Source organism: Herbidospora sp. NBRC 101105, assembly GCF_030269205.1.
GTDB lineage: Bacteria > Actinomycetota > Actinomycetes > Streptosporangiales > Streptosporangiaceae > Herbidospora > Herbidospora solisilvae.
In genome coordinates, this window is the sequence record NZ_BSSX01000004.1 from 564,746 (window position 1) to 588,366 (window position 23,621).

The 23,621-nt window shown below is 69.2% G+C and carries 26 protein-coding genes and 3 tRNA genes; 9 read left to right on the forward strand and 20 right to left on the reverse strand.

From position 1 onward, the window contains the following. Window positions 1–34: 34 nt before the first annotated feature. The 7 genes from QSK34_RS19970 to QSK34_RS20000 all read right to left on the reverse strand — a co-directional run bounded on the left by QSK34_RS19970 (window position 35) and on the right by QSK34_RS20000 (window position 2,488). The gene (locus QSK34_RS19970; protein ID WP_285585750.1) at window positions 35–463 is read right to left on the reverse strand and encodes a MaoC family dehydratase; all 429 of its coding nucleotides are present in this window, start codon (window positions 461–463) and stop codon (window positions 35–37) included. A 2-nt stretch (window positions 464–465) separates the two neighbouring features. Further along, entirely contained in the window at window positions 466–915 is a 450-nt protein-coding gene (locus QSK34_RS19975) for a MaoC family dehydratase N-terminal domain-containing protein (protein WP_137248618.1), read from the reverse strand. A 241-nt stretch (window positions 916–1,156) separates the two neighbouring features. After that, window positions 1,157–1,321, reverse strand: a complete 165-nt coding sequence (gene rpmG, locus QSK34_RS19980; protein ID WP_030921771.1) for a 50S ribosomal protein L33 — start codon at window positions 1,319–1,321, stop codon at window positions 1,157–1,159. 75 nt (window positions 1,322–1,396) lie between these two features. Then, window positions 1,397–1,470, reverse strand: a tRNA-Met gene (locus QSK34_RS19985). A 190-nt stretch (window positions 1,471–1,660) separates the two neighbouring features. Beyond that, window positions 1,661–1,736, reverse strand: a tRNA-Thr gene (locus QSK34_RS19990). 81 nt (window positions 1,737–1,817) lie between these two features. After that, on the reverse strand, window positions 1,818–2,255 hold the full coding sequence (locus QSK34_RS19995; RefSeq protein ID WP_285585752.1) for a hypothetical protein: 438 nt from the start codon (window positions 2,253–2,255) through the stop codon (window positions 1,818–1,820). Window positions 2,256–2,308: 53 nt separating this feature from the next. Further along, complete coding sequence (locus QSK34_RS20000; RefSeq protein WP_137248620.1) at window positions 2,309–2,488, reverse strand: transposase; 180 nt, start codon at window positions 2,486–2,488, stop codon at window positions 2,309–2,311. Window positions 2,489–2,587: 99 nt separating this feature from the next. Between QSK34_RS20000 and QSK34_RS20005 the strand changes: the two genes are divergently transcribed. Then, on the forward strand, window positions 2,588–3,205 hold the full coding sequence (locus QSK34_RS20005; RefSeq protein ID WP_285585755.1) for a hemerythrin domain-containing protein: 618 nt from the start codon (window positions 2,588–2,590) through the stop codon (window positions 3,203–3,205). On the opposite strand, the gene QSK34_RS20010 is transcribed toward QSK34_RS20005, so the two are convergent. Next, window positions 3,192–6,431 (reverse strand): ATP-binding protein, encoded by a 3,240-nt coding sequence (locus QSK34_RS20010; protein ID WP_285585757.1) that lies wholly within the window; start codon window positions 6,429–6,431, stop codon window positions 3,192–3,194. The two genes, QSK34_RS20005 and QSK34_RS20010, sit on opposite strands and share 14 nt — an antisense overlap. Before the next feature lie 7 nt (window positions 6,432–6,438). Next, on the reverse strand, window positions 6,439–6,624 hold the full coding sequence (locus tag QSK34_RS20015; protein WP_285585759.1) for a hypothetical protein: 186 nt from the start codon (window positions 6,622–6,624) through the stop codon (window positions 6,439–6,441). 62 nt (window positions 6,625–6,686) lie between these two features. On the opposite strand from QSK34_RS20015, the gene QSK34_RS20020 reads away from it, so the two are divergent. Continuing rightward, window positions 6,687–7,019, forward strand: coding sequence for a hypothetical protein (locus tag QSK34_RS20020; protein ID WP_285585760.1), 333 nt, complete (start codon window positions 6,687–6,689; stop codon window positions 7,017–7,019). A gap of 103 nt (window positions 7,020–7,122) precedes the next feature. Here QSK34_RS20020 and QSK34_RS20025 read toward each other — a convergent pair whose 3' ends face one another. The 4 genes from QSK34_RS20025 to QSK34_RS20040 all read right to left on the reverse strand — a co-directional run bounded on the left by QSK34_RS20025 (window position 7,123) and on the right by QSK34_RS20040 (window position 11,847). Beyond that, window positions 7,123–8,343 carry an FG-GAP repeat domain-containing protein gene (locus QSK34_RS20025; protein ID WP_285585761.1) on the reverse strand — a complete coding sequence of 407 codons (1,221 nt, stop codon included), beginning with the start codon at window positions 8,341–8,343 and terminating at the stop codon, window positions 7,123–7,125. A 250-nt stretch (window positions 8,344–8,593) separates the two neighbouring features. Continuing rightward, on the reverse strand, window positions 8,594–8,734 hold the full coding sequence (locus QSK34_RS20030) for a hypothetical protein (RefSeq protein WP_285585762.1): 141 nt from the start codon (window positions 8,732–8,734) through the stop codon (window positions 8,594–8,596). Window positions 8,735–9,095: 361 nt separating this feature from the next. After that, the gene (locus tag QSK34_RS20035; RefSeq protein ID WP_161482305.1) at window positions 9,096–11,453 is read right to left on the reverse strand and encodes an ATP-binding cassette domain-containing protein; all 2,358 of its coding nucleotides are present in this window, start codon (window positions 11,451–11,453) and stop codon (window positions 9,096–9,098) included. Between the two features lie 55 nt (window positions 11,454–11,508). Next, a complete protein-coding gene (locus QSK34_RS20040) occupies window positions 11,509–11,847 on the reverse strand; it encodes a VOC family protein (RefSeq protein WP_161482304.1) in 339 nt (112 codons plus the stop codon). A 134-nt stretch (window positions 11,848–11,981) separates the two neighbouring features. Between QSK34_RS20040 and QSK34_RS20045 the strand changes: the two genes are divergently transcribed. After that, window positions 11,982–12,521, forward strand: a complete 540-nt coding sequence (locus tag QSK34_RS20045; RefSeq protein WP_285585763.1) for a DUF302 domain-containing protein — start codon at window positions 11,982–11,984, stop codon at window positions 12,519–12,521. Between the two features lie 3 nt (window positions 12,522–12,524). Here the strand turns inward: QSK34_RS20045 and QSK34_RS20050 are convergent, their stop codons facing one another. Beyond that, window positions 12,525–13,385 (reverse strand): phosphoribosylaminoimidazolesuccinocarboxamide synthase, encoded by an 861-nt coding sequence (locus tag QSK34_RS20050; protein WP_285585764.1) that lies wholly within the window; start codon window positions 13,383–13,385, stop codon window positions 12,525–12,527. Window positions 13,386–13,613: 228 nt separating this feature from the next. Between QSK34_RS20050 and QSK34_RS20055 the strand changes: the two genes are divergently transcribed. Beyond that, window positions 13,614–15,008 (forward strand): GAF domain-containing sensor histidine kinase, encoded by a 1,395-nt coding sequence (locus tag QSK34_RS20055; protein ID WP_285585765.1) that lies wholly within the window; start codon window positions 13,614–13,616, stop codon window positions 15,006–15,008. 80 nt (window positions 15,009–15,088) lie between these two features. After that, on the forward strand, window positions 15,089–15,919 hold the full coding sequence (locus tag QSK34_RS20060; RefSeq protein ID WP_285585766.1) for a GAF domain-containing protein: 831 nt from the start codon (window positions 15,089–15,091) through the stop codon (window positions 15,917–15,919). Between the two features lie 48 nt (window positions 15,920–15,967). Here QSK34_RS20060 and QSK34_RS20065 read toward each other — a convergent pair. Next, window positions 15,968–16,052: transfer RNA gene (locus QSK34_RS20065), tRNA-Tyr, on the reverse strand. A 93-nt stretch (window positions 16,053–16,145) separates the two neighbouring features. Between QSK34_RS20065 and QSK34_RS20070 the strand changes: the two genes are divergently transcribed. Both QSK34_RS20070 and QSK34_RS20075 read left to right on the forward strand, forming a co-directional pair. Further along, window positions 16,146–16,628 (forward strand): GNAT family N-acetyltransferase, encoded by a 483-nt coding sequence (locus QSK34_RS20070; RefSeq protein ID WP_502875532.1) that lies wholly within the window; start codon window positions 16,146–16,148, stop codon window positions 16,626–16,628. 17 nt (window positions 16,629–16,645) lie between these two features. Next, on the forward strand, window positions 16,646–17,137 hold the full coding sequence (locus tag QSK34_RS20075; RefSeq protein ID WP_030457017.1) for a YajQ family cyclic di-GMP-binding protein: 492 nt from the start codon (window positions 16,646–16,648) through the stop codon (window positions 17,135–17,137). A gap of 12 nt (window positions 17,138–17,149) precedes the next feature. Here the strand turns inward: QSK34_RS20075 and QSK34_RS20080 are convergent, their stop codons facing one another. Together QSK34_RS20080 and QSK34_RS20085 are read right to left on the reverse strand one after the other, a co-directional pair. After that, entirely contained in the window at window positions 17,150–17,620 is a 471-nt protein-coding gene (locus QSK34_RS20080) for a hypothetical protein (RefSeq protein ID WP_285585768.1), read from the reverse strand. A gap of 2 nt (window positions 17,621–17,622) precedes the next feature. Then, on the reverse strand, window positions 17,623–18,138 hold the full coding sequence (locus QSK34_RS20085) for a hypothetical protein (RefSeq protein WP_285585769.1): 516 nt from the start codon (window positions 18,136–18,138) through the stop codon (window positions 17,623–17,625). A gap of 104 nt (window positions 18,139–18,242) precedes the next feature. Between QSK34_RS20085 and QSK34_RS20090 the strand changes: the two genes are divergently transcribed. Together QSK34_RS20090 and QSK34_RS20095 are read left to right on the forward strand one after the other, a co-directional pair. Beyond that, window positions 18,243–19,226 carry a TolB-like translocation protein gene (locus QSK34_RS20090; RefSeq protein WP_285585770.1) on the forward strand — a complete coding sequence of 328 codons (984 nt, stop codon included), beginning with the start codon at window positions 18,243–18,245 and terminating at the stop codon, window positions 19,224–19,226. Window positions 19,227–19,245: 19 nt separating this feature from the next. Next, window positions 19,246–19,821 (forward strand): pyridoxamine 5'-phosphate oxidase family protein, encoded by a 576-nt coding sequence (locus QSK34_RS20095; RefSeq protein WP_285585771.1) that lies wholly within the window; start codon window positions 19,246–19,248, stop codon window positions 19,819–19,821. Here the strand turns inward: QSK34_RS20095 and QSK34_RS20100 are convergent. From QSK34_RS20100 to QSK34_RS20110, 3 genes are all read right to left on the reverse strand, one after another. Next, the gene (locus QSK34_RS20100) at window positions 19,818–20,633 is read right to left on the reverse strand and encodes a M48 family metalloprotease (RefSeq protein WP_285585772.1); all 816 of its coding nucleotides are present in this window, start codon (window positions 20,631–20,633) and stop codon (window positions 19,818–19,820) included. The two genes, QSK34_RS20095 and QSK34_RS20100, sit on opposite strands and share 4 nt — an antisense overlap. A 65-nt stretch (window positions 20,634–20,698) precedes the next feature. Further along, a complete protein-coding gene (locus tag QSK34_RS20105; protein WP_285585773.1) occupies window positions 20,699–22,114 on the reverse strand; it encodes an NADH-quinone oxidoreductase subunit N in 1,416 nt (471 codons plus the stop codon). Continuing rightward, complete coding sequence (locus QSK34_RS20110) at window positions 22,111–23,592, reverse strand: complex I subunit 4 family protein (RefSeq protein ID WP_285585774.1); 1,482 nt, start codon at window positions 23,590–23,592, stop codon at window positions 22,111–22,113. The genes QSK34_RS20105 and QSK34_RS20110 overlap by 4 nt, the downstream gene beginning before the upstream one ends. Between the last annotated feature and the right edge of the window lie 29 nt (window positions 23,593–23,621).

Here is a 23,621-nt window from a genome sequence, read left to right on the forward strand (position 1 = left end):
GCCGGGAGCGCCACCCACACAGTGCTGATCACAATCAGGCGAGCTGAACTACGGCCCTGGCCTTGGAGAGCACCCGCGAGTCGCCCGACCTGGCGGTCAGCACGACGACCACCCGCTTGTCGGGCAGCTTCTCCTCGATGATCCCGGAGACGCTGATCGTGGCGCCGTTGTCGTCGTCGGGCACGACCACCATCGACGAGAACCGCACCCCGTAGTCGACGACGGCGGCCGGGTCGCCGGCCCAGTCGGTGACGTAACGGCCGCCCTGGGCCATCGTGTACATGCCGTGGGCGATGACGTCGGGCAGGCCGACGGACTTCGCGTACCGCTCGTTCCAGTGGATGGGGTTGAAGTCGCCGGACGCGCCGGCGTACATGACCAGGTTGAGCCGCTGGACCTGGTATTCGGCGGCGGGCAGCTCCTGGCCCTGCTCGACCTCGTCCCACTTGATGGTGGCGCCCATGGTTACTTCGCACCTCCGCGCTCGACGAGCATGTTGAAGCTGGTGCAGACGGGCTCGCCGTCGACCGTGGTGACGTCGCCGCGCACGGTGATGAACTCGTTGCGGCCGACCGAGCGGATCTCGGAGATCGTCGAGGTGCACAGAAGCCGGTCACCGGCGTAGATCGGCCGGTCGTAGGTGAACCGCTGCTCACCGTGGACGACCATCGACCAGTCGAGCCCGAACTCGGGGTCGTTGAGGCCCTCGCCCGCGCCCGCCAGGGCGAACACGATCGGGAAGGTGGGCGGGGCGACCACGTCGGGGTGCCCGGCGGCCTTGGCGGCCTCGGCGTCACGGTAGATCGGGTTCGCGTCGCCGATCGCGGCGGCGAACTCCTTGATCTTCAGGCGGCTGACCTCGTAGGGCGCAGGCGACGAGTACGCCCGCCCAATGAAGTCGCGATTCAACGCCATCGGGGCGCTCCTCGTGGTTGATCAGTGCTGCTGGACGACCAGTTCTACCGTACGGCCGAACGGTCCGATAACCGAGGAGGTATCGCCGATGGAAACGCGACTAACCGGCGGCCCTGATTGGCGTCGCCGGTTTTCGCGGGAGCAGCGAGACGCGGACGGCCGAAGGCCGGTCGTGTCTCGCGTTGTAAATCTGCCTCAAGCACACCACGCCTGCGGCTGGGGGGCCGCCGGGCGTCGGGAACTAGCGGGTCTCGCGGTGAGCCTGGTGAGTCTTGCAGTTGGGGCAGTACTTCTTCAGCTCAAGCCGATCCGGGTCGTTGCGCCGGTTCTTCCGCGTGATGTAGTTGCGGTGCTTGCACTCCTGGCAGGCCAGCGTGATCTTCGGCCTAACGTCGGTGGCAGCCACGTGGGAGTGCCTTTCTACGTCTGGGACTACTGGACAACCCGAACCGGTCCCTGTGAAGGGTGCCCGGAAGGGTAGTAGCGGAGGCCGGACTTGAACCGGCGACACAACGATTATGAGCCGTTTGCTCTGCCTGACTGAGCTACTCCGCCTGGAGGCCGACGAAAACTGACCGGCCACGCAAGGATACCCGACCCATGCGAGTGCCACACACGCGGTATTTCGCCGGGGAACGGGTTTGAGAATTCACGGGTGAATCCTCAAATCACTTTCGCGGGGATTGGTTTTCACCCGCCAAGCCAAAAGCCCCATCCGAATTCATCGGATAGGACCTGTTGACTTTGGAGCCCCCAAACGGAATCGAACCGTTGACCTTCTCCTTACCATGGAGACGCTCTGCCGACTGAGCTATAGGGGCGGGCCCGGTGTTCGCTCTCGCGTTCCCGGACAGGTAAACCATACACGTCCCCCGCAGTGGATGCGAAATCCAATCGGACGGCTACGGCGTCTGGAGTGTCCCGACCAGGTCGGCGCCCTGTTCCTGGGCCGACTGCATGTCGTCGGGCTCGATGGCGTAGCTGCTGAAGTAGGTTCTCCCGGCCTTCCCCACGGGGGTCGAGAGGGTGATCCGGGCGTCGTAGGGCTGGTCCAGGCAGTCGGGCAGGCACCAGCTCCCGGTCAGCTTGCCGCGGCCCACGGCGGTGTCGGGGCCCCACTTGTCCCACAGGAGCTTGTTCATGGTCGAGAACTCGGAGATCACCAGGTCGGCCGGCTTCTTGGCGGGGGAGCCCTGTTCGTCGCCGAAGAAGTTCAGCACGTAGACGTCCTGTGCCGACGACGTGGACGCGGGCGGAGGCGTCGGGCTCGGGATCCCGTCGGGCGCGGAGCCGCAGGCGACGAGCGCGACACAGAAGGCGAGCACAGTGACCAGGCGCATGTCTCGACGGTAAACGGCCTGGTCGGGAAATCACCGTTACCTGAGGGTGTTTGTTATGGCCGCAGGGAGACGACTTCACAGAGGTCGGCGAGGTCGACGAAGCGGGCGACCTCGTCGACGGAGAAGCAGTCGGCGAGGTGGCGGCCATGCCGTTCGACGCGGAGCACTTGACGGTCTCCGAACAACCCGGGCACGATCGCGTAGCCGTCGGGCCCCACCCATCGACTCCTCATAGCCCGACAAACTAGCGTCCCGCACCGTCATTTTCGCCCCATGCGCCACACCAAGTAGACCCCAGGTCTCCGCTAAGCACCGGGGCCCATCGTCGGGGCATGACGACCCCCGATCTCACCGGCCTCCGGATCATCCACCGGGCCATGCGCGGCGACCTGCACCGCCTGGTCGCCCTCACCGAGCACCTGACGGCCACCACGCCCACCCGGGCCAAAGCCATCGCCCACTTCGTGGGCCGGGTCACCCACACCATCCACCAGCACCACACGCGCGAGGACGAGATCGTGTGGCCGCTGATCGAGCGCTCGGCGGGCGCCGCGGCCGATCTGGCCGACCTGACCGAGGACCACTCGCTGCTCGACCCGCTGCTGAACGAGGCCGAGGCCGCCGCGGACGCGTTCGCCGCCGGCGGCGACGCCAAGCCCCTCCACCTGGCCCTCAAGCGCCTCTCGGAGCTCCTCGACGAGCACATCGAGGAGGAGGAGCGCCGGATCTTCCCGGTCGTCCTCCAGTACGTCACCGAGAAGGACTGGGCCGACACCGAGACCCGGATCCGCAAAGGCGCCGACATCCGCTTCGACCTGTGCTGGATCGGCCAGTACGCCACCCCCGAGGAGATGGCGCGCATCAGGAGGATGGGCGGCCCGGTGGTCGCCCTGATGGTGGCCCTGCTGCGCCCCGGTCACCGGCGCAGGCAGCGGCTCATCTTCGGCTGAGCTCCTCCCGTGCCCGGTCCGCCCAGAACGCCGAGCCCACCTTCTCCGCCACCTCGACGGCGGCCGCGTAGTGGCGGCGCGCGGCCGCCTCGTCACCCAGGTAGCGGGCCAGGTCGCCCAGGAAGTGGTCGACCGGCCCGTGGGTGACCGAGCCGCTGGCCAGCCCGGCCATCTCCCCGGCCAGCGGCGTGAGCTGCTCGTACGTCGTGCGGGCGCCCTCGCGGTGGTCGAGGGCCATGGCGGTCTGCGCCCGCATCGTCAGCACCAGTGACTGGTAGACGCCCGGGAAGGGCTGCTCGTCGGGCCGCCAGCGGGCCCTGGCCTCCTCGATCCGCCCGGCGGCCACCAGCGCCCGCGAGTAGATCTCGTGGACGGTCTCCAGGTCCTTCCAGACGGCCTCGTAGTCGTCCATGAGCGTGCCGATGTCGCCGCGGGTGATCCCGATGGCCAGCCGGGCCAGCAGGCCGAAGCCGAGGGCGTTGCCGTCGCCGATGGCGGCGAGCTGCGCGGCCAGCCCGGCGACGGCCTGCTCGGCCTCGTCGAAGCGGCCCTCGATGTAGAGGTCGAGCGAGTCGAGCAGGGCGAAGACGCCGAACAGGTGGGTGAACTGGCCGCTGGTCGAGCTGCTGGTGGACAACGTGGCGTAGTGGCGGGCCCTGACCCGGTCGCCCTGGGCGAGCGCCACCATGATCTTCATGTAGCGGCCCAGCGTGAGGTATCCGGGCAACCCGTTGGCCTCGGCCACCTCGATCAGGTCGTCGGCCAGCCGGTCGAGCCGCGCGCTCTTGCCGGAGTGCACGCAGGCCCAGTAACGCGCGTTGTACGCCATGCACAGCAGCAGCGGATCGCCGAGCCCCTGGGCGATCTCGATCGCCTCCGTGCTGTCACGTTCGAGCTGCTCGCCGCCGTAGGGCTCGGTCTCGTTGCACAGCGCCACGAGCAGGCGGCAGCGCGTCTCGCCCTCCGAACCGGGCAGGACTTCGCGGATGGCCTCGATCATGTCGAGGTCGAGGATGTGATGGGTGACGATGCTCCAGATCAGCGGCACGTCGATCGAGGTGACCAGGCGGATCGTGGCGGCCCGGTCGCCGAGGCGGCGGGCCAGTGGAAGGGCCTCGCTCCGCAGCCTCTTGGCGGCGTTGACGTCGCCGGCGTGCGCGAGGGCGGAGACCAGGCGGCTCTGGAGGTCGAGCCGGCGTTCGTCCTCCGGAGCGATCTCCACGGCGCCGCTGAGGAGGGTGACGGCCTCGCGGTGGGCGTACAGGGAAGTGGCCTTCTCCGCGGCCCTGGCCGCGTAGGAGACGGCGCGGGCGGCGGTCGCGGCGGTGGCGGCGGCCAGGGCGTGGTGGGCCAGCGCGCCCGCGTCGCCCGGGCGGGTCGCCTCCAGGGCGTCGACGACCTTGCCGTGCAGCCGGATTCGGCGCAGCCGGGGGATGTCCTCGTAGAGCGTCTCCCTGACCAGCACGTGAGCGAACCTGACCTGGCCCGGGTGCGGCTCGGTGAGCAGCCCCGACAGCACCCCGGCCTCCAGCCCGTCGAGCACGGTGTCCTCGTCGGCGTCGCGCATCGCGATCAGCACGTCGGCGTCGGCGTCACGGCCGACGACGGCGGCGTCTCTGAGCGTGGTCTGCGCGGTGGCGGGCAGCCGGGCGACGCGCCGCCGGATGACGTCGCGCACGCCCGGAGGCAGCCGGTAGACGGCCGACATGCCCTCGGCGGCCAGCAGCCGCGCGGTCTCGGAGACGAACAGCGGGTTCCCGCCGGTCCGCTCGTTCAGCACGGCCAGCGTGGCCGGGCCGATCGACACGCCCGAACGGTCGAAGACCAACTGGGCGATGTCGTCGGGCCCCAGCCCTTCGAGGGTGAGATGCTCGGCGGTCTGCGCGGCCAGCGCCGCCCCGGTGGCCATCAGGTCGGTGGTCGCCTCGTCGGGCCGGTGGGTCAGCAGCACCATGATCGGCGTGCCCGCCAGCCGGGTGGCGAGGTGGCGCAGCAGGTGGAGGGTCTCGTCGTCGGCCCGGTGCACGTCCTCCAGCACGACCAGCAGCGGCGCGGTCAGCTCAGCCAGGTAGTCGCCCACCGCGCGGGCCAGCCAGAACTGCCCGACCGGCTCGGCGTCGTCGGCCAGCAACGGCGCCAGCTTGGGCACCAGCGCGGGCGCCGGCGGCCGCCCCGGCACGAGGCTCCGCAGCACCTCCGACCAGGCCCAGGCGGGCGGCACACCGCCGACCGTCTCGGGGCACCGGCCCGCCGCGGTCACCCAGCCACGGGCTTGGAGCGCCTTGGCCAGGGCGACGGCCACGGTCGACTTCCCCGACCCGGCGTCTCCCCCGAGCCAGGCCACCCGGAACCCGGTCATGGCCTGCTCGGCGGCCCGGGTGAGCCGGTCGAGCTCGGCCCGGCGTCCGACGATCTCCCTCTCGGCCTCCCGCGCCGGAGTGACCCTGATCGGCTCGGGCGGCGGCGTGAACTGCAGGGTCTCGGTCTGGTGGAGGATGTCGGACTCAAGTGTGCGCAGCGCGGGCCCCGGATCGACGCCGAGTTCCTCGGCGAGGGTCTCGCGTGTACGCCGGATCACCGCCAGCGCCTCAGGCTGCCGCCCCGCCCGGTAGTAGGCGAGCGCGAGCAGCCGAACGGCGTTCTCCCTGAGCGGGTGGGCCGTGACGTGCCGGTCGAGCTCGGCGACGATCTCGGCGTGCCGCCCCAGCGCGATGGCCGCCTCGAGGCGATATTCGACGGCGACCAGCCGGAGCTCGTCGAGCTGCGCGGCCTCGGCCACGGCCCACTCCTCGTCGGCGAACTCGGCGTAGGCCGGGCCGGTCCAGAGGGCGAGGGCGTCGTCGAGCAGGCGGATGCGCTCGTTGGGATCGGGCCGGGCGACCGCCTCGTCGACCAGCTTAGGAAAGTGCCAGGCGTCGACCGCCTCGGGCTTGAGCCGGAGCCGGTAGCCGGGGGGCGCGGAGACGATGACCGTGGCCGGGGTGCGGGGCGCCCGGCCAGGTTCGAGGATCCTCCGCAGGTTCGAGACGTAGACCTGCAACGCGCCGAGGGCCTTCGGCGGCGGCTGCTCCCGCCACAGGTCCTCGATGAACCGATCGGCCGACACGATGTGCCCGCCCTCGGCGACCAGCCGGGCCACCACCGCCCGCTGAAGGAACGTTCCCAGCTCAACCGGGGCGTCTCCGACGGAAGCCGCCAGCTGCCCCAAAACCCGCAATCGCACCATGATGGGGTCATTGTTCCGGGATCCACTCGACGGAGACACCCCCGCTTTCACGCCCTTTTTGGAAGACCTCCTCGGCCCTCCGGCCCCGGGCCCAGCGCCGGGCGTAGGGCGCGGCCTCGACGACCACGCCACCCCGGACGACCAGCCCGAACGTCGCCTTCTCCGTCGACCACCAGATGAGCCCGTCACGCATGCCTTGGACCCTAGGAAGACGCACTGACAGAATCGGCGGCATGACGATCTTCCGAAAGGCCCATGCCTCGTAGGAGCCCTGCGCGGCGCGCCCTCTTCGACGAGCCCACGGCCTGTCTGCCCGGCCTGTCCCGCCGAGGCCGTATTGCCCTCGCCCGCCTGGAGGAGGACGGCTTGTGGCCGGGGGCGGTCTCCGACGCCTACCAGGGGTGGCAGAGCCTCATCCACGACCCTTACCGGCGCCTGTTCGAGCCGTCCTACGGCTGCGGCTACATCATCTGCTGTCCGGACATGTCACAGGTGAACGGCATTCTCTGCGCGGCCCCAGCCGTACTGCCGCCGCGCGACGCCAGACGACTGCGGGGACGGCTCAGACAGTTCGCGGAGTCGTGGTGAGGCGTCACGTCAAAGCTGGCCGGCGGGAGGGCCGGCCGTGACGAAACCGGCCGTGACGAAACCGGCCGTGACGAGGCCAGTCATGGCGAGGCCAGTCATGGCGCTATGGGAGGGAGAAGCCCAAGCCGTTGGCGCCGGTCGTGCCCAGTTTGAGCCGCTGGAGGCCGGTGTAGCCGCCGTTCGGGAGGACATGGACCTGGCCGACCCCATAAACGCCCGGGACCCCGGCGACGAGGTCGAGCCTCTTGTCGCCGGTCACGTTCGAGATGGCCATGTCCGCGCCGAACCGGGTCTCGTAGCTCTCCTTCTTGAGGGTTCGGACCGGCTTGGCCGTCACTCCCCCGGCGGTCCCCTTGTAGATCTCGACCCAGTCGTGGTTGTCGGCCGCGACGTGGACGGCCAGATCGGCGCGGCCGTCTCCGACCAGGTCGCCGATGGCGAGGTTGCCCGGGAAATCGGAGAAGGACAGGATCTGGGGCGTTTCCACCGTCACGCCCCGGCTCCGGTGGACGATCACCTGGTCACCGGTCGCCAGCACGACGTCGCCCTTGCCGTCACCGCTCAGGTCGCCCACGGCCATGTCGAAGACGTCGGGCCGGGCCGGAAGAAACGCCAAGGCCCGCGACATCGACAGGCCGCCCGCCGCCCCGGGGACGATGGAGACCCGTTGCGGGCCGACGGGCTCCGGATGGGCCGGCCGGAAGTCGGTGGCCAGGAGGTCGGGCCGTTTGTCACCCGTGAAGTCACCGACCGCGAGGACGGCCCCGAATTCCGCCGCACCGTTCTTCAGCGTGCCCGACTTCGTCAATCCCTTGCTGCCGCCTTCGAACACGACGATTTCCTTGTTTCCCCGGACGGCCACGTCACCGTATCCGTCGCCGTCGAAGTCGGCGGCCTTCATCGGGGCATTGGTGATCGGCCAGGCGAACGACTTGGAGTATTTGAGCCCGGCGGACGATCCCCGAAAGATCACCAATTTCTTCCGGCCCGACGCGATGACATCCGAATAGCCGTCACGATCGAAATCAGCGGTCGTGAGGACCCGGCCGAGGTTCTCCTTCGCGACCGGCTTGGACGCCGTGGCGATCCAAGCCTTGGCCGACACCTTGCCGCCGCCGAACCAGACGACGACGCCCCCGGCGTCGGACCTGCCACCGGCCTTGAGCAGGTGCGCGCCCGCGATGACATCGGCCTGGCCGTCGCCGTTGACGTCACCGGGCAGTGCGGGGCGCTTCCTTGGAGCAGCGTCGGCGGGGGCTGAGACCAGCACCATCCCGGCCGCGACGGCGACACTGGCAGCCAGACCTTTTCTCCAGAACGTCATATATGCAAGGACGCCCGATTCAGCAGAATGGTTGGCGACAACACCAAGATCCCAGATTGTCGACCGGACAAATGCGCACACTTGGCAGGACACAGATAATCAGCAAGCCGCCAACGCACCACCTGGTGCCAGCAGAATCCCGAACGACCGCCAGATGCACAGACCCGGCCGACCGCCGATTCCTGCTAAGCCGCGAACGCGCAGTCGGACGAACCGCCGATGTTCGATGAGGGGGACTCCTCCTTTTTCGTTACGGCTCCGCCTGGCCGGCGCCTCCCGCCGCCGGGGTCTGGTCGGTGGTCGGCGGCAACCGGCCGTTGGAGACCGCGCCGTCACGGGTCGTGCTGGGGAGGGCATGCCCGACACCGTTCGTCCAGCTTTCGGCGGGCATGACGTGTCGACGGGATGGGTGACGCCGGTGTGCTGCCACTGAATACGCACACCTGTCAGCCCCCCGCATGCGCACCACCCGGCCACAGCCAAGCCTCGTAAGACTGATGCGCGGACTCGGCCGACCCCCGATCCTTGGAAGACCGCCAGACGCACAGACATGGCCCACCGCCGACTTCTGGCAGGCCGCTATACGCACACCCGGCGAATCGCCGCCGGGCCGCTGAACACGCCCCCCGGCGGACCGCCGAACTTTGCCAGGCCGTTGAATGCGCACACCCGGCGGACCGCCAACCTCTGCCGGACCGCCGAATGCGCACACATGCCACCGGCGCGAACAAGTCACACCGGAGAAGCCTCGTTCATGCCCCCACGTAAGCCGCCAGGTGTTCCCCCGTGAGCGTCGACCGCTTCGCCACCAGTTCCGCGGGCGTCCCCTCGAACACGATGCGGCCGCCGTCGTGGCCGGCGCCCGGGCCGAGGTCGATGATCCAGTCGGCGTGGGCCATGACGGCCTGGTGGTGTTCGACCACGATGACCGACTTGCCCGAGTCGACCAGCCGGTCGAGGAGGCCCAGCAGTTGTTCCACGTCGGCCAGGTGAAGCCCGGCCGTGGGCTCGTCGAGGACGTAGGTGCCGCCCTTCTCGGCCATGTGGGTCGCCAGCTTGAGGCGCTGGCGCTCACCGCCCGACAGGCTGGTGAGGGTCTGGCCGATGCCCAGGTAACCCAGGCCCACGTCGACCAGGCGCTGGAGGATGGCGTGGGCGGCCGGGATCTTGCCCTCGCCCTCGCGGAAGAACGCCTCGGCCTCGGTGACCGACATCGCGAGGACCTCGCTGATGTCTTTCCCGCCGAACTTGTAGTCGAGCACCGACGCGTCGAACCGCCTGCCCTCGCACTCGTCGCACGTGGTCGCCACGCCGGCCATCATGCCGAGATCGGTGTAGATGACCCCGGCCCCGTTGCACGCGGGGCAGGCGCCCTCGGAGTTGGCGGAGAACAGGGCGGGCTTGACGCCGTTGGCCTTGGCGAAGACCTTGCGGATGGGTTCGAGCAGGCCCGTGTAGGTGGCCGGGTTGCTGCGCCGCGAGCCCTTGATCGCGCTCTGGTCGATGGAGACCACGCCCGCGCCGCGGGGGATCGAGCCGTGCACAAGCGAGCTCTTGCCCGAACCGGCCACGCCGGTCACCACGACGAGCACGCCGAGCGGGATGTCGACGTCGACCTTCTTCAGGTTGTGGGCGTCGGCTCCCCGGATCTCCAGGCGGCCGGTCGGCTTGCGTACCGAATCCTTGAGGGAGGCGCGGTCGTCGAAGTGGCGGCCGGTGATCGTGCCGCTGGAGCGCAGGCCCTCGACGGTGCCCTCGAAGCAGACGGTGCCGCCCGCCGAGCCGGCGCCGGGGCCGAGGTCGACGACGTGGTCGGCGATGGCGATCGTCTCCGGCTTGTGCTCGACGACCAGGACGGTGTTGCCCTTGTCGCGCAGGCGGAGCAGCAGGTCGTTCATGCGCTGGATGTCGTGGGGGTGGAGGCCGGTGGTCGGCTCGTCGAAGACGTAGGTGGTGTCGGTCAGCGCGGAGCCCAGGTGGCGGACCATCTTGACGCGCTGGGCCTCGCCGCCCGAGAGGGTGCCCGAGGGGCGGTCGAGGGACAGGTAGCCGAGGCCGATCTCGGTGAACGAGTCGAGGGTGTGGGACAACTTGTCGAGCAGCGGCGCGACCGACGGCTCGTCGAGGTTCTTCACCCAGGCGGCCAGGTCGCGGATCTCCATGGCGCACGCGTCGGCGATGTTGATGCCCTTGATCTTGGACGACCTCGCCTGCTCGGCGAGCCGGGTGCCGCCGCACTCGGGACAGGAGGTGAAGGTCACCGCACGCTCCACGAAGGCGCGGATGTGCGGCTGCATCGCCTCCTTGTCCTTCGACAACATCGACTTCTGGATCTTGGGGATCAGGCCCTCGTAGGTGAGGTTGATGCCCTCGACCTTGACCTTGGTCGGCTCCTTGTAGAGGAAGTCGTGGAGTTCCTTCTCCGTGTACTTGCCGATCGGCTTGTCGGGGTCGAGGAAGCCCGACTCGGCGAAGATCTTGACCGTCCAGATGTTGTCGACCTTGTAACCGGGCACCGTGATCGCGCCCTCGGAGATCGACTTGGTCTCGTCGTAGATCTCCGTGAGGTCGATGTCGGAGACCGAGCCCCGGCCCTCACAGCGCGGGCACATGCCGCCGACCATGTTGAACGTGCGCTTCTCGGTCTTGCCCGAGCCGCGCGCGACCGTGATCGACCCGGCCGAGGTGACCGAGGGGACGTTGAAGGAGAACGCGTTGGGCGACCCGACGTGGGGCTGCCCGAGGCGGCTGAACAGGATGCGCAACATCGCGTTGGCGTCGGTGGCCGTGCCCACGGTCGAGCGCGGGTCGGCCCCCATCCGCTGCTGGTCGACGATGATCGCGGTGGTGAGCCCTTCGAGCACGTCGACATCCGGCCGTGCCAGGGAGGGCATGAACCCCTGGACGAAGGCGCTGTAGGTCTCGTTGATCAGCCGCTGGGACTCCGCGGCGACCGTACCGAAGACCAATGAGCTCTTTCCCGAGCCCGAGACGCCGGTGAACACCGTGAGCCGGCGCTTCGGCAGCTCCACGCTGACGTCTTTGAGGTTGTTCACCCGCGCGCCGTGGACCCGGATCAGGTCGTGGCTGTCGGCGGCGTGCTGGCTCATGTTGTCTCCCTGGCTCTCGACCGCTTCGAGGGTACGTGCCGCCACCGACGTTTTCTCATCGGTCCTGGATGAGGCCGAGCACGTTGCCGTCGGGGTCGACGACGGTGGCGACGAGCCGGCCGCCGCCGACGTCCTTGGGAGAGGACTTGACGGTGGCACCGGCGGCGGTGACCTCGGCGATCTTGGCCTCGATGTCCGCGACGTGCCAGTGGGCGAGCGGCGAGGTCATGTCGCTGTTGGGGACGAGGCCGATCTGCTGGCCCTCGCTCTCGTAACCGACGTAGTAGGGCGAGTCGGTCGTCGGCTCGGCGCCGAGGAGGGCGGTGTAGACGGCCTTGGCGGCGGCGAGATCGGTGACGGGGTGGAGAACGGTCTTGATGCCCTGGGTGGTCATGGTCGGTTCCTTGAAGCAGGGGATGTTTACGCAGCTCACGCTATCGGCGGCCGCGATGATCCTGCTTCTCCGATCCTGACCGGTTCGGGACTGCCCGCACGCGACCCGGTGTTCCCCTCAAAGGGGGTAAGACCATGACCATTCAGCAGGATCGTGTGTTCGACGTCGTGTACGAGGCCCACCGGCTGACCGTCGACACCGGCGTCCCGTTCGACGAGTTCCGGCAGCGCTACGAGGAGGCCGTCCCGGCCCTCGACCGCGTGGTGTTCGACCGGCTGATCCAAGAGTCGGCCGACTGGGCCACCGTCCTCGGGGCCGCCGACCGCAACGCCCCGCACGGCTTCGTCATCTTCTGGTCGCTCGACAACTCCGAGATCATGGGGCTCTCGGGCGACACGTGGCGGAGCGTGCAGTATCTGATGGGCAACCACACCATCGCCCAGCGCATGTTCCATCACGACCCGGCCGTGATGGAGTACGCGCCGCTCCGCACGACCGTCTACGAGGACCAGGCGGGCGCCGCCCGCTTCGCCATCGACCAGCCCAGCCGGCAGTTCGCCGCCTTCGGCAACCCCGCCATCACCGAGGTCGGGATCGAACTGGACCGCAAGGTCGCCGCGCTCCTCGACTTCCTCGGGGCGCCCGTACCGGCTCAGCTGGTCGAAAGCGAGTGAGGCCTACCAGCTGCGGCCGGTGATCCGCTCGTACGCCTCGATGTAGCGCGCCCGGGTCACGTCGACGACGTCCTGCGGCACCTCGGGCGCCGGGGCCTTCTTGTCCCAGCCCGTGCCGGCGGCCCAGTCGCGGACGAACTGCTTGTCGAACGCGAACTGCGGGCGGCCCGGCTGCCATTCGTCCAGCGGCCAGAAACGCGAGGAGTCGGAGGTCAGCACCTCGTCGCCGAGGGTGAGCACGCCGTCGGCGTCCCAGCCGAACTCGAGCTTCGTGTCGGCGATGACCACGCCACGCTCGCGGGCGATCTCGGCGCCCCTCTTGTAGACGTCCAGAGTGATCCTCTTGAGGCTCTCGGCGACGTCCGCGCCCTCCTGGTTCATGACGTCGGCGAAGGTGATGAACTCGTCGTGCTCCCCGAGCGGGGCCTTCGTCGTGGGCGTGAAGATCGGCTCGGGCAGGCGGGAGCCTTCGAGCAGGCCTTCGGGGAGGGCGATGCCGGAGACAGCCTGGTCGCGCTCGTACTCCTTGAGGCCCAGACCCGCCAGATAACCCCGCGCGATGCACTCGACCTGGACCATCTTCAGCGCCTTGCACCGCACGGCTCGGCCTTCGAACTCGGCCGGGACGTCGGTGGCGGAGATGACGTGGTTGGGCACGATGTCCGTGAGCTGCTCGAACCACCACAACGACAACTGCGTCAGGACCTTGCCCTTGTCGGGGATCGGCGTCGGCAGGATGACGTCATAGACGGAGACCCGGTCGGACGCGACCAGGATGATGTCGCCGTCGTCTTCGTAGACGTCCCGGACCTTCCCGGAGTGGATGAGCTTCACGGGTTCCTCGCCTCTCAAGCCTGCGGTCATCAAGCGATGCACAAGTACATCAGGTGTCACGTGGCCGGGGCTCGGCGGGCCGAGCGTGGAAGCCCTGCGGCGACGGCGCCCACCACACGGACCCGAAAAATCGATTTGCCAAAGGTTGAGTAGATATAAAAGAAAAGGAAAATAAGTGGCTGATATATTTGATTCTGCGGATTTTTCCGCAGACCGTCGAGGCGGCCGACGCGCGCCCAGAGGACGGAGATCGCGCTGGTGACGAGTTTCGAATACGACGGAGACGATCACCCGACCGCCACACCGGCTCCCGTGACCGGCAGGTGGCTGCTCGCGGTGAGCGAGCCGGGAATCGGCCGGCTGGCCCTGCAGGCCCGCGAACGGCTGAACCTGCTGTGCGCCGCCGGCTCCCGCATCGGCAGTTCACTGGACGTGACCCGGACCGCCCAGGAACTGGCCGAGGTCGCCGTCCCACGATTCGCCGACTACGTCGGCGTCGACCTGTGCGACCGCGTGTTGCGAGGTCAGGAGCCCTCGTCCCTCGACGAGGGACTGCGCCGGGTCGCCCTCTTGGGCGTCCAGGAGGATTCGGGTCTCCATCCGGTCGGTGCGCTGATTCAGCTGCTGCCCATCACGCCGCAGGCGCACAGCGTGGCCACCGGGCAGCCCGTACTGGAACCGGCGTTGTCCACCGACATCGGCTGGATCGCACAGGACCCCGAACGCTGCCGGAAGGCCTGCGACCACGGCATCCACTGTCTCATCGCGGTGCCGATGCGGGCCCGCGGCAGCACCCTCGGGGTGGTGAGCTTCTACCGCTCCAAGACCAGGAACGCCTTCGAGGAGGACGACCTCGACCTGGCCGAGGAACTGGTCAACCGCGCGGCGGTGTGCGTCGACAACGCCCGCCGCTACACCCATGAACGCATGATCACCGCGAAGCTGGAGGACGCCACCACGTCACTGCGGCACTCCCTCGACCACCAGCGGCGCTTCACCGCCGACGCCTCCCACGAACTGCGCACCCCGCTGGCCGGACTGCGGGTGCAGCTGGAGGAGGCCCAGCTCCACCCCGACGAGACCGACCTCGCCGACCTGCTCCGCCACGCGCTGACCGATGTGGACCGACTGCAGGCCATCCTCACCGACCTGCTCTCGCTGGCCCGCAGCGAGTCCACGCCGCCCACCGCCCTGGAGCCCGTGGACCTGGCCGAACTCGTCGCAGCCGAAACGGCGCACCGGATCGGCGATCCTCACCCGGCACGGCTCGACCTGGCCCCCGGGGTGCTGGCCGAGGCCGTCCCCATCCAGATCTGCCGGGTGCTGAACAACCTGCTGAACAACGCGCAGCGGCACGCCGCCCACGACGTCACGGTGGGAGTACGCCGCACCGGCGACATCGCGGAGCTCAGCGTCACCGACGACGGCCCGGGGGTCCGCCCCGCCGAACGCGAGCACATCTTCCAGCCCTTCACCCGGTTGGACAGCGCCCGCAGCCGCGACCTCGGCGGCACCGGCCTCGGCCTGGCCATCGCCCGCGACATCGCCCGGGCCCATCACGGCACCCTCCACGTCGAGGACGCGACCCCGAAGGGGGCCCGCTTCGTCCTTCGCCTCCCGGCCGTGACCGGTCATTCTTTGCCCGCCGGGTAGAACATTTACCCGGCAGATGCATCCGATCGCGTTATCCCCTTTTACCGTGGGATGTTGCCGCATGACTCACTAACGAGATCATGGAGTTGATTTTGAGCGCACTTTCCGCGGAACAGGCGGTACGCCAACCGATCCTGAATTCGTGGCGGCGTTGTCAGGACGCCGGGCTGAACCCTGGCGCCTTCAAAGCTCGCCTGCTCGACGACATGGATTTCGACAGCATCCTGGTACGCGCGGCCCAGCCCATCCTCGACCGGCTGGAGACCGACATCGCCGGAACCCCGTCCGGCGTGTTCCTGAGTGACGCGTCCGGAGTGCTGGCCCGGCGCGCGCTGGGCAACACCTCGATACGGTCGGCGGCCGACGCCCTCGGCATCATCCCCGGTTTCAGCTACGCCGAGTCGGACATCGGCACCAACGCCGTGGGCACCGCGCTACTGGAGCGGCGGACCTACCAGGTGACGGGAAGCGAGCACCTGTGGGCGGAACTGCAGAAGTTCGCCGCCGTCGGCAGCCCCGTGCTCAACCCCCTCACCGGGCGCGTGGAAGGGGTCGTGTGCGTCGCCTCTCTGAGTGAAGAGATGGACGCGCAGGTGAGGGCCATGATCCGGCGGTCGGCTCACGAAGTCGAGCAGCGCCTGCTCGACCTGAGCACCAGCCGCGAGCGGGCCTTGTTCCAGAGGTTTCTCAACTCGAGAGCCGCGACCGTCGTTCCGGCCACGATGCCCCCTGACCTGTGCCAACGTGATCGGCTCGCGTTGGAGGACGCCGCCGTGAGGCTGGTGGCACAGGGCCGGGAAGCGGTGGAGGAGATCGCCCTCGCCGACGGCCGCACGGCCACGGTGGTGGCCCAGGTGATCGCCGGGCCCGCCGACCTGACCGGCGTCGCCGTGCAGGCGTGGTTCTCATAAGACATGAAAACGGCCCCTGACCTTATGGTCAGGGGCCGTTTCTCCTGCTGGTGGCAGGTCCAGGGTTCGAACCTGGGTAGGCTTAGCCGACGGATTTACAGTCCGCTCCCTTTGGCCACTCGGGCAACCTGCCGTGTCATCCGCCTCTCGGCGGCGACAGGTAAGAGAATAGCGGACTCGCGCCGTACACGTGACATCGGTTTGTCCCAGACGTCCATCACCCAGGATGGTCGGCGTGATCCGCCACCCCACCCCCGCCGAACTGCCCGGCCTGGCCGCCATCGAGCTGGCCGCCGACGCACGGTTCGCCCCGCTGGGCATTGTCTTCCCGCCCGGCACCACCATGATCGAAGAAGTCTCCGACCCCGGGCGTGTCTACGTGACCGGCCGGCCCCCGGTGGGCTTCGCCCTCGTGGGCGAGGTCGACGGCAACGTGCATCTCGACCAGTTGGCGGTGCATCCCGCACACGAGGGAAAAGGCCTGGGGACGGCGCTCCTGGAAGCCGTCTGCGCCCTGGGCGACGTCACCCTGACGACGTTCAGGGACGTGCCGTGGAACGCCCCCTGGTACGCCAGGCGCAGCTTCCACGTCCTCGACTCCGCCGAGTGGGGGCCCGAACTCGAAGCGCTCGTAGCACATGAACACGAGCTCGGGATCGAGGTGGCGCCGCGAGTGGTCATGAGGCGGCTAAGGTCGGTAGGAACGTAGAGAGGACACGGACACCGATGGCCGATAGCAGTTTCGACGTTGTCTCTGAGATCGACCGCCAGGAGGTCGACAACGCGCTGAACCAGACGGTCAAAGAGGTCGGGCACCGCTTCGACTTCAAGGGCACGGGCGCGGACATCTCCTGGTCCGGCCAGAAGGACATCGAGATCAAGGCGAACAGCGAGGAGCGGGCCAACGCCGTCCTCGACGTGTTCCGCGAGAAGCTGATCAAGCGCGGGCTGTCCCTGAAGGTCCTCGACGCGGGTGAGCCGAAGCTTTCCGGCAAGGAATATCGGCTGATGGTCGCCCTCAAGGAGGGCATCGACCAGGAGAACGCCAAGAAGATCTCCAAGATGATCCGCGACGAGGGGCCCAAGGGCGTGAAGGCCCAGATCCAGGGCGAGGAGCTGCGGGTGAGCTCCAAGAAGAAGGACGACCTGCAGGAGGTCATCACCTTGCTGAAGGGCAAAGACCTGGACATCGCGCTGCAGTTCAAGAACTACCGCTGACACCGCCGAAGGTCAGAGGGCACATTCAGGGCACACGGCCGCCGCTCCCGAAGCGGCCATGTGCCCTGAGTGCTTTTCCCGGGTCAGCCACTCACGCCTGACCGCCTCCGCCAGCACCGCCCCCATTCCCGCCGTCGCCAGCAGGTGGACGCCGTACCAGACCCCGCTCACGTGGAGCAGAACGGCGGTGACGGTCGCCAGCACGCCGAGGCAGAACGCCGCAGCCCCGTGCAGATACCGCCCCAGCGCAGTCCAGAGGATCAGCCCGTAGAAGAAGAGCCCGCCCCGGTCGAGGCCGAAGGCCCCGAGGTTCAGAACCGGCCCCCCATGGTCGATCGTCTGGGAAACACCCTGCAACGGCGCGTACGACCCGTCGACCACCACTTCCCCGCCGAACGGCATGACATACGACTCGCCGGCGACCGCCGCCAGGAGAGTAAGCAGAATCAGAAGGCCGCCCACGACCTGTCGTAACCGCGTCATGGTCAGAAAAGGCCCGCCGCCACCAGCAGGCCGAGAACCCCGCCCACGTACCCGATCGAAATGGGTCTCTCCTTGGCCTCACGCCATGACGACACGACCATGATCGTGGCCATGGCGAGGGTGGCCCCGATGTGGCCCGCGAACCAGAGCGGAACAGGGCCGTTGCCCTCCCTCAGCTGCATCCCCGAGAACGACGCGACCAGCGCCAGCGCAAAAGCCGGAAGGGCGTAACGAAAACGCCCGATCACCGCCCAGATCACCAGCCCGACCAGCAGTACCGTCCCGTACTGGTCGTGGACCTGACGCACCAGCAGGCCGCCGGGCACCTCGAAGTTCGCCGTAAGAACCGACTCGTATGCCGCGGACATCTCGACGCCCTGCAAAGGCCCGTACGTACCGGAATAGGACACCACATCATCGGTGATCGCATAGTGGCTGCCGAGATAGGCCCCACCCGCCACGATCACCAGTGTGATGCCGATCAGAACATCGCCCAATAACTGGCGTGCGCGTTCCATTCGCCAGATTCCACCACAACCTGCCCCTCCCCATGCCGGTTACCGATTCGCTGCCAACTTCCGCGCCGGTTCCGGCATCTACTCCGGTGACGAAAGGAACGCACATGCAGAAGCGTGCATACGTGGCCGCCGTGTTGACGGCGCTCGCGGTCGTGTCGCCGGCGGCGGTCGCGGAGGCGTCGACGGGAGCCGCCTCCTCGCCCGCGCGGTACGTCTGGCTGAAGTCGTGTCCCAAGGCCGGCTACACGGTGCCCTGCGGGCAGTGGATGGTCTACCGCCGGGACGGCAGCACCACGCCGCTGCCGGACGCGCAGGTGCACCAGGTCACGGCGTCGGGGGGCGTCGACCGGGAGAGTTCGCTGCAGCCGGCGGTGAGCGGCGACGGCAGGCGGATCGCCTATTTCACGGCTACGACGAAGAAGCTGGTGGTGCGTGATCTCGTCACCGGCAAGGTCCATCCGCTGCGGGGGGCGGCGGCGAAGCTCCCGAAGGGGCTGCTGATCAACGATATCGACACGTTGTTGTCGTACGACGGGAAGCAGATCGCCATCGACTACGTCCAGGGGACGCTGCCGACGAAGGTGGTCGACGTGGCGTCGGGGAGCTACTACACGCTGCCCGCCGACGCGACCCTTCAGGGGTTCAGCGGTGACGGGTCGAAGGTGATGGTGACCGGGACCTCCGACCAGAACACCACGATCTTCTCCTCCTACGACGCCGACGGCGAGGTGAACAGCCAGGAGGTGCCGCAGGTCGTCGACGACAACTATCCGCTTGCCCTGGCCGACGACGGGCGGTCGATCGCGGTGTTCATCGAGGGCCGGCAGGCCGCGTTGCGGGTCTACGACCTGTCGTCCGACTCGGTCGGGGCGCCGGTGAAGCTGACGATGCCGAAGGGGGAGCGGGCCAACAAGCTGGTCTGGCAGACCTCCGACCGGCTGCTGCTCTGGACGTACCGGAACAGTCCGAGCGGCGACGTCATCGGCGGCGGGTTGCGGACGATCGACGTCGACACCGGCGAGATGAAGAAGGTCGACACCTGGAGCCTGCGGTCCAACCTGTGGATATGGTGGCTGCCGGGCGAATGATCGGAGTTATCGTCCGGTCATGGGCAAACAATATGACGTGATCGACGGCCGGCTGCGAGACTTCGTGACCTCACAGCCGGTCTATTTCGTCGCCACCGCCCCCGAGTCCGGCGGGCATGTCAACGTGTCTCCCAAGGGCTACCCCGACACCTTCGCCGTCCTCGACGACACCACCGTCGCCTACCTCGACCTCGACGGCAGCGGCGTCGAGACCATCTCCCACCTGCGCGACAACGGCCGCATCACCATCATGTTCGCCTCGTTCTCCGGGCCGCCGAAGATCGTCCGCCTGTACGGCACCGGCGAGGTCGTCACCCCGGCCGACAGCCGCTTCGAGGCGCTGCTGAAGAACTTCGGTCCCCATCCGGCCGTCCGGTCGGTGATCGTGGTGAGCTGCGACCGCATCTCCGACTCCTGCGGCTACTCGGTGCCGTTCATGGCCTTCGAGCACGACCGCACCCTCCTCGACGAGCACCACGAACTCGACAGCTCGAAGAAGCGGCAGACCCAGCGGTCGAGCGCCCTGAGAGAGAGCATCGACGGGCTGTTCGGGCTGCATCCCGGGGAGACCGACCCGGCGAACCGGCGCAGCTAGCGCAGCCGCTCCAGGTTGGCGACCCGTTCGGCGGTGGTCGGCCGGGTCGCGAACGGCCCCGCGAAGAACATGTGGCTGGCGCTGGCGATCCGGCCGTTGCGCGGCAGCGGCCGGGCCCGGTTGCTGGCGTCGATGCGCCGCAGCGCGGAGGCGAGCGCGAGCGGGTCGCCCGTCATCCGCGCCGAGGCCTCGTCGGCGGCGAACTCCCGGTCGGGCGGCAGCGCGAGCCTGACCAGCCCGGTCGCGATCGGCGCGAGCAGGGCGGCGACGAACCGGGTCAGCGGGGCCGGCTTCTCGTCGTCGGCGCGGCGCACCCCGAAGACCGGGCCGAGGTAGCCCGACGTGGTGAACATGGTCGCCAGCGCCCCGGCCACCGAGGCGAGCAGGGTGTCGTGGTTGTGGACGTGGGCCAGTTCGTGCCCGATCACCCCGCGCAGCTCCCGCTCGTCGAGCAGCGTCAGCAACCCCTGCGTGACGATGACGGCGGACTTGCGGGGTGTGCGGCCGGTGGCGTAGGCGTTGGGCTGGGCCAGCGGGGAGACGTAGAGGCGGGGCATGGGGCGGCGGGCCTGCGTGCAGAGGTCCCGCACGATCTCATAGAGGGCGGCGTGCTCGACCTCGCCGACGGGCCGGGCGCGGAGCGCCGCGAGGGCGAACCGGTCGGAGAAGAAATAGGCCACCCACACGATGACCGCGGCCAGCGGCACCCCGGCCACCAGGCCGGTGACTCCCCCGAGCAGCCCCGCGACGACGACGATCAGCACGGCGGACCCGCCCAGCATCCCCGCCGTACGCGTCCCGTTTCTCCGCATCGTCCACCTCCGCACACTCCCCCCCTCCAACGCGGGTGGACGTTTGGGCGTTCCCGTCCTGAACGTCAGCCCAGCGTGGCGAGCACAAGCTGGGGGGCGACCGAGAAGCCGACCGCCACCGCCGTGGCCACCCCGACCGCGATCAAGGCCGGCCTGGACGCCGTGGGCCGGGTGGCGTCGGCGGGGGTGAACAGGCGGGCCGTCCAGGCGATGTAGTAGTAGAGGCCGATCACCGTGTTGACGGCCATCACGATCGCGAGCCAGCCGAGCCCGCCCGCGACGACCTCGCGGAACACGACGACCTTGGCGAACAACCCGGCGAGGCCGGGAGGCAGCCCGGCCAGGCAGATCAGCGCGAACGCCAGGGCCAGCCCGGCGACCGGGCGGCCGGCGACCAGGCCCCGGTAGCCGTCGAGTGTGTCGTGGGGCACGGCCATCACCACGGCGAACGCGGTCAGGTTCATGGCGGCGTAGAAGACCAGGTAGGCGGTGGCCGCCTGGGCGTCGGTGGTCGCGATCGGGGCCAGGACGTAGCCCGACTGGGCCACCGACGACCAGGCCAGCAGCCTGACGGGGTGGGTCTGCCGGAGCGCCAGCACGTTGCCGACGGTCATGGTCAGCGCGGCCAGCACCGCCACGATCGGCGTCCAGGTGGCCGCCTCACCCGGCAGGGCCTGGGTGAGGACGAGGATGAGCCCGGCGAACCCGGCCGCCTTCGACACGACCGACAGCAGGGCCGCGACCGGGATCGGCGCGCCCTGGTAGACGTCGGCGGCCCAGAAGTGGAACGGCGCCGCGGCGATCTTGAACCCGAACCCGGCGACGACCATGACGGCCCCGACCGCCACGACCGGCCCGGCTCCCGGGCGTTCGGGCTGGGCCAGCGCCGCCGCGATGGCGTCGAGATGGACCGCGCCGGTGATGCCGTAGAGGAGGCTGACCCCGAACAACATCACGGCCGTGGAGACGACCGAGACCACGAACAGCTTGAGCGCCGCCTCGGCCCCGCGACCGTCGTAGCGGCGCAGCGCGGTCAGCGCGAAGACCGGCAGCGAGACCAGTTCGAGCGCCACGACCAGCATGATCAGGTCGCGGGACGCGGGCAGGGTGACCGCTCCGGCCAGGGCCGCGAGCAGCAGGAAGTACCACTCCCCGACCGGGATGTCGCCCTCGGCGAGTTGCCCCATCGACAGCAGCACCACGACGGCCCCGGCCCCGAGGGCCAGCCCGGCGAACACGACCGTGGTCGCGTCGACGACGTAGGAGCACCCGACGGACGGCACGCAGAACGTCTCCCGGACGCCCCGCTGGGCCACCACCACGGCGAACGCCGCCGCCAGCGCCGCCAGGGTGACGCAGCCGAGAGCGGTCCGGACGCCGGGCCGGGCGGGCAGGAAGGCGTCGAGCAGCAGGACGAGCCCGGCGGCCAGCGCGAGGATCAGAGGCGCGGCGATCGCCCAGTAGTCGATCGACTGGATCACGGCACCCCCAGAAGCGCCTGCACGGCGGGTGTGGTCAGCCCGAGCAGCGCCGACGGCCACACCCCGAACACCAGGATGAGCACGACCAGCGGCACCCAGGCGGCGAGCTCGATCCGGGTGGCGTCGTGAAGGGTCGGCCCAGGCCCGCCCCACGGTCCGTGGGTGAGCCGCGACAACATCACCAGGAAGTAGGCCGCCGTCAGCACCGCCCCGAGCCCGCCGATCACCATGAACGTGAGGAACAGCTCGCGGGGCAGCCCGGCGGCCGGTTCGTAGGCGCCCTGGAGGGCGAGCATCTCGCCCCAGAACCCCGCCAGCCCGGGCAGCCCGAGCGACGCGACGGAGGCGAAGGTCAGCAGCGACGCGACATAGGGCAGCCGCCCGAGCAGGCCCGGCCCGAGCTCGTCGAGGTCGGACGTGCCGTAGCGCTCCTTCAAAGCTCCGACCAGGAAGAACAGCAGCCCGGTGATCAGGCCGTGGGCGATGTTGCCGTAGAGGGCGGCGTTGATGCCGACCGGCGTGAGCGTCGCGAAGCCGAGCAGCACGAACCCCATGTGGCCCACGGACGAATAGGCGATCAGCCGCTTGAGGTCGCGCTGCGCCAGGCAGGCCAGCGCGCCGTAGACGATGCCGACGACGGCCAGCGCCCCCAGCCACGGCGCGACGGCCGCGGCCCCCTCGGGCAGGATCGGGACGGCCACCCGCGCGAACCCGTAGGTGCCCATCTTGAGCAGCACCCCGGCGAGCAGCACCGACCCCACGGTCGGGGCCTCGGTGTGGGCGTCGGGCAACCAGGTGTGCAGCGGCCACATCGGCGTCTTGACGGCCAGCCCGACCCCGATGGCCACGAACGCGAGGATCTGCGCCGTGCGCCCCATCGGATGGTCGGCAGCCAGCCGGACCATGTCGAGGGTGCCGGTCTGCGCCCAGACGTAGAGCAGCCCGACCAGCAGCACCGCCGACCCGAGCAGCGTGTAGAGGATGAACTTGTACGCCGCCCGCCGCCGCCCCTCGCCGCCCCAGACGGCGATGACGAAGTACATGGGGATCAGCACGACCTCGAAGAACACGAAGAACAGCAGCAGGTCGAGCGAGAGGAAGGTGCCGATCATGCCGAGTTCGAGCACCAGCAGCGCGAAGACGAGCTCCCTGGCCCGTGGCGGCCGGTGTCCGGCCAGGTAGACCAGGCACAGGAGGGTCAGCAGCGCCGTCAGCACGACGAGCGGCAACGAGATCCCGTCGATCCCGAGGTGGAACCGCACCCCGAGCCAGGGGATCCACGGGAGGTCGACGGTCCCCTGCACCCGCCCGGCGGCCGAGTAGTCGAACACCGACGCCACCGCGACGGCGACCGCGAACACCACTCCGGAGACCGCCAGCCCGAACCGCACGGCCACCGTGCCGAGCGGCCCGGGGACGAGGAGCGCGAGGGCCCCCAGCAGCGGCAGGAGCAGCAGCGCGACCAGCAGAACACTCATGGCCGCAGGCGACCCGGGCGCCGTCACGA

What these genes read in the sequence shown, in the direction of transcription:
- QSK34_RS19970 (WP_285585750.1), bottom strand. Translation starts at nt 463, where the DNA reads ATGGGCGCCACCATCAAGTGGGACGAGGTCGAGCAGGGCCAGGAGCTG.
- QSK34_RS19975 (WP_137248618.1), bottom strand. Translation starts at nt 915, where the DNA reads ATGGCGTTGAATCGCGACTTCATTGGGCGGGCGTACTCGTCGCCTGCG.
- QSK34_RS19995 (WP_285585752.1), bottom strand. Translation starts at nt 2,255, where the DNA reads ATGCGCCTGGTCACTGTGCTCGCCTTCTGTGTCGCGCTCGTCGCCTGC.
- QSK34_RS20000 (WP_137248620.1), bottom strand. Translation starts at nt 2,488, where the DNA reads ATGAGGAGTCGATGGGTGGGGCCCGACGGCTACGCGATCGTGCCCGGG.
- QSK34_RS20005 (WP_285585755.1), top strand. Translation starts at nt 2,588, where the DNA reads ATGACGACCCCCGATCTCACCGGCCTCCGGATCATCCACCGGGCCATG.
- QSK34_RS20010 (WP_285585757.1), bottom strand. Translation starts at nt 6,431, where the DNA reads ATGGTGCGATTGCGGGTTTTGGGGCAGCTGGCGGCTTCCGTCGGAGAC.
- QSK34_RS20015 (WP_285585759.1), bottom strand. Translation starts at nt 6,624, where the DNA reads ATGCGTGACGGGCTCATCTGGTGGTCGACGGAGAAGGCGACGTTCGGG.
- QSK34_RS20020 (WP_285585760.1), top strand. Translation starts at nt 6,687, where the DNA reads ATGCCTCGTAGGAGCCCTGCGCGGCGCGCCCTCTTCGACGAGCCCACG.
- QSK34_RS20025 (WP_285585761.1), bottom strand. Translation starts at nt 8,343, where the DNA reads ATGACGTTCTGGAGAAAAGGTCTGGCTGCCAGTGTCGCCGTCGCGGCC.
- QSK34_RS20030 (WP_285585762.1), bottom strand. Translation starts at nt 8,734, where the DNA reads ATGCCCGCCGAAAGCTGGACGAACGGTGTCGGGCATGCCCTCCCCAGC.
- QSK34_RS20035 (WP_161482305.1), bottom strand. Translation starts at nt 11,453, where the DNA reads ATGAGCCAGCACGCCGCCGACAGCCACGACCTGATCCGGGTCCACGGC.
- QSK34_RS20040 (WP_161482304.1), bottom strand. Translation starts at nt 11,847, where the DNA reads ATGACCACCCAGGGCATCAAGACCGTTCTCCACCCCGTCACCGATCTC.
- QSK34_RS20045 (WP_285585763.1), top strand. Translation starts at nt 11,982, where the DNA reads ATGACCATTCAGCAGGATCGTGTGTTCGACGTCGTGTACGAGGCCCAC.
- QSK34_RS20050 (WP_285585764.1), bottom strand. Translation starts at nt 13,385, where the DNA reads ATGACCGCAGGCTTGAGAGGCGAGGAACCCGTGAAGCTCATCCACTCC.
- QSK34_RS20060 (WP_285585766.1), top strand. Translation starts at nt 15,089, where the DNA reads ATGGAGTTGATTTTGAGCGCACTTTCCGCGGAACAGGCGGTACGCCAA.
- QSK34_RS20070 (WP_502875532.1), top strand. Translation starts at nt 16,146, where the DNA reads ATGGTCGGCGTGATCCGCCACCCCACCCCCGCCGAACTGCCCGGCCTG.
- QSK34_RS20075 (WP_030457017.1), top strand. Translation starts at nt 16,646, where the DNA reads ATGGCCGATAGCAGTTTCGACGTTGTCTCTGAGATCGACCGCCAGGAG.
- QSK34_RS20080 (WP_285585768.1), bottom strand. Translation starts at nt 17,620, where the DNA reads ATGACGCGGTTACGACAGGTCGTGGGCGGCCTTCTGATTCTGCTTACT.
- QSK34_RS20085 (WP_285585769.1), bottom strand. Translation starts at nt 18,138, where the DNA reads ATGGAACGCGCACGCCAGTTATTGGGCGATGTTCTGATCGGCATCACA.
- QSK34_RS20090 (WP_285585770.1), top strand. Translation starts at nt 18,243, where the DNA reads ATGCAGAAGCGTGCATACGTGGCCGCCGTGTTGACGGCGCTCGCGGTC.
- QSK34_RS20095 (WP_285585771.1), top strand. Translation starts at nt 19,246, where the DNA reads ATGGGCAAACAATATGACGTGATCGACGGCCGGCTGCGAGACTTCGTG.
- QSK34_RS20100 (WP_285585772.1), bottom strand. Translation starts at nt 20,633, where the DNA reads ATGCGGAGAAACGGGACGCGTACGGCGGGGATGCTGGGCGGGTCCGCC.
- QSK34_RS20110 (WP_285585774.1), bottom strand. Translation starts at nt 23,592, where the DNA reads ATGAGTGTTCTGCTGGTCGCGCTGCTGCTCCTGCCGCTGCTGGGGGCC.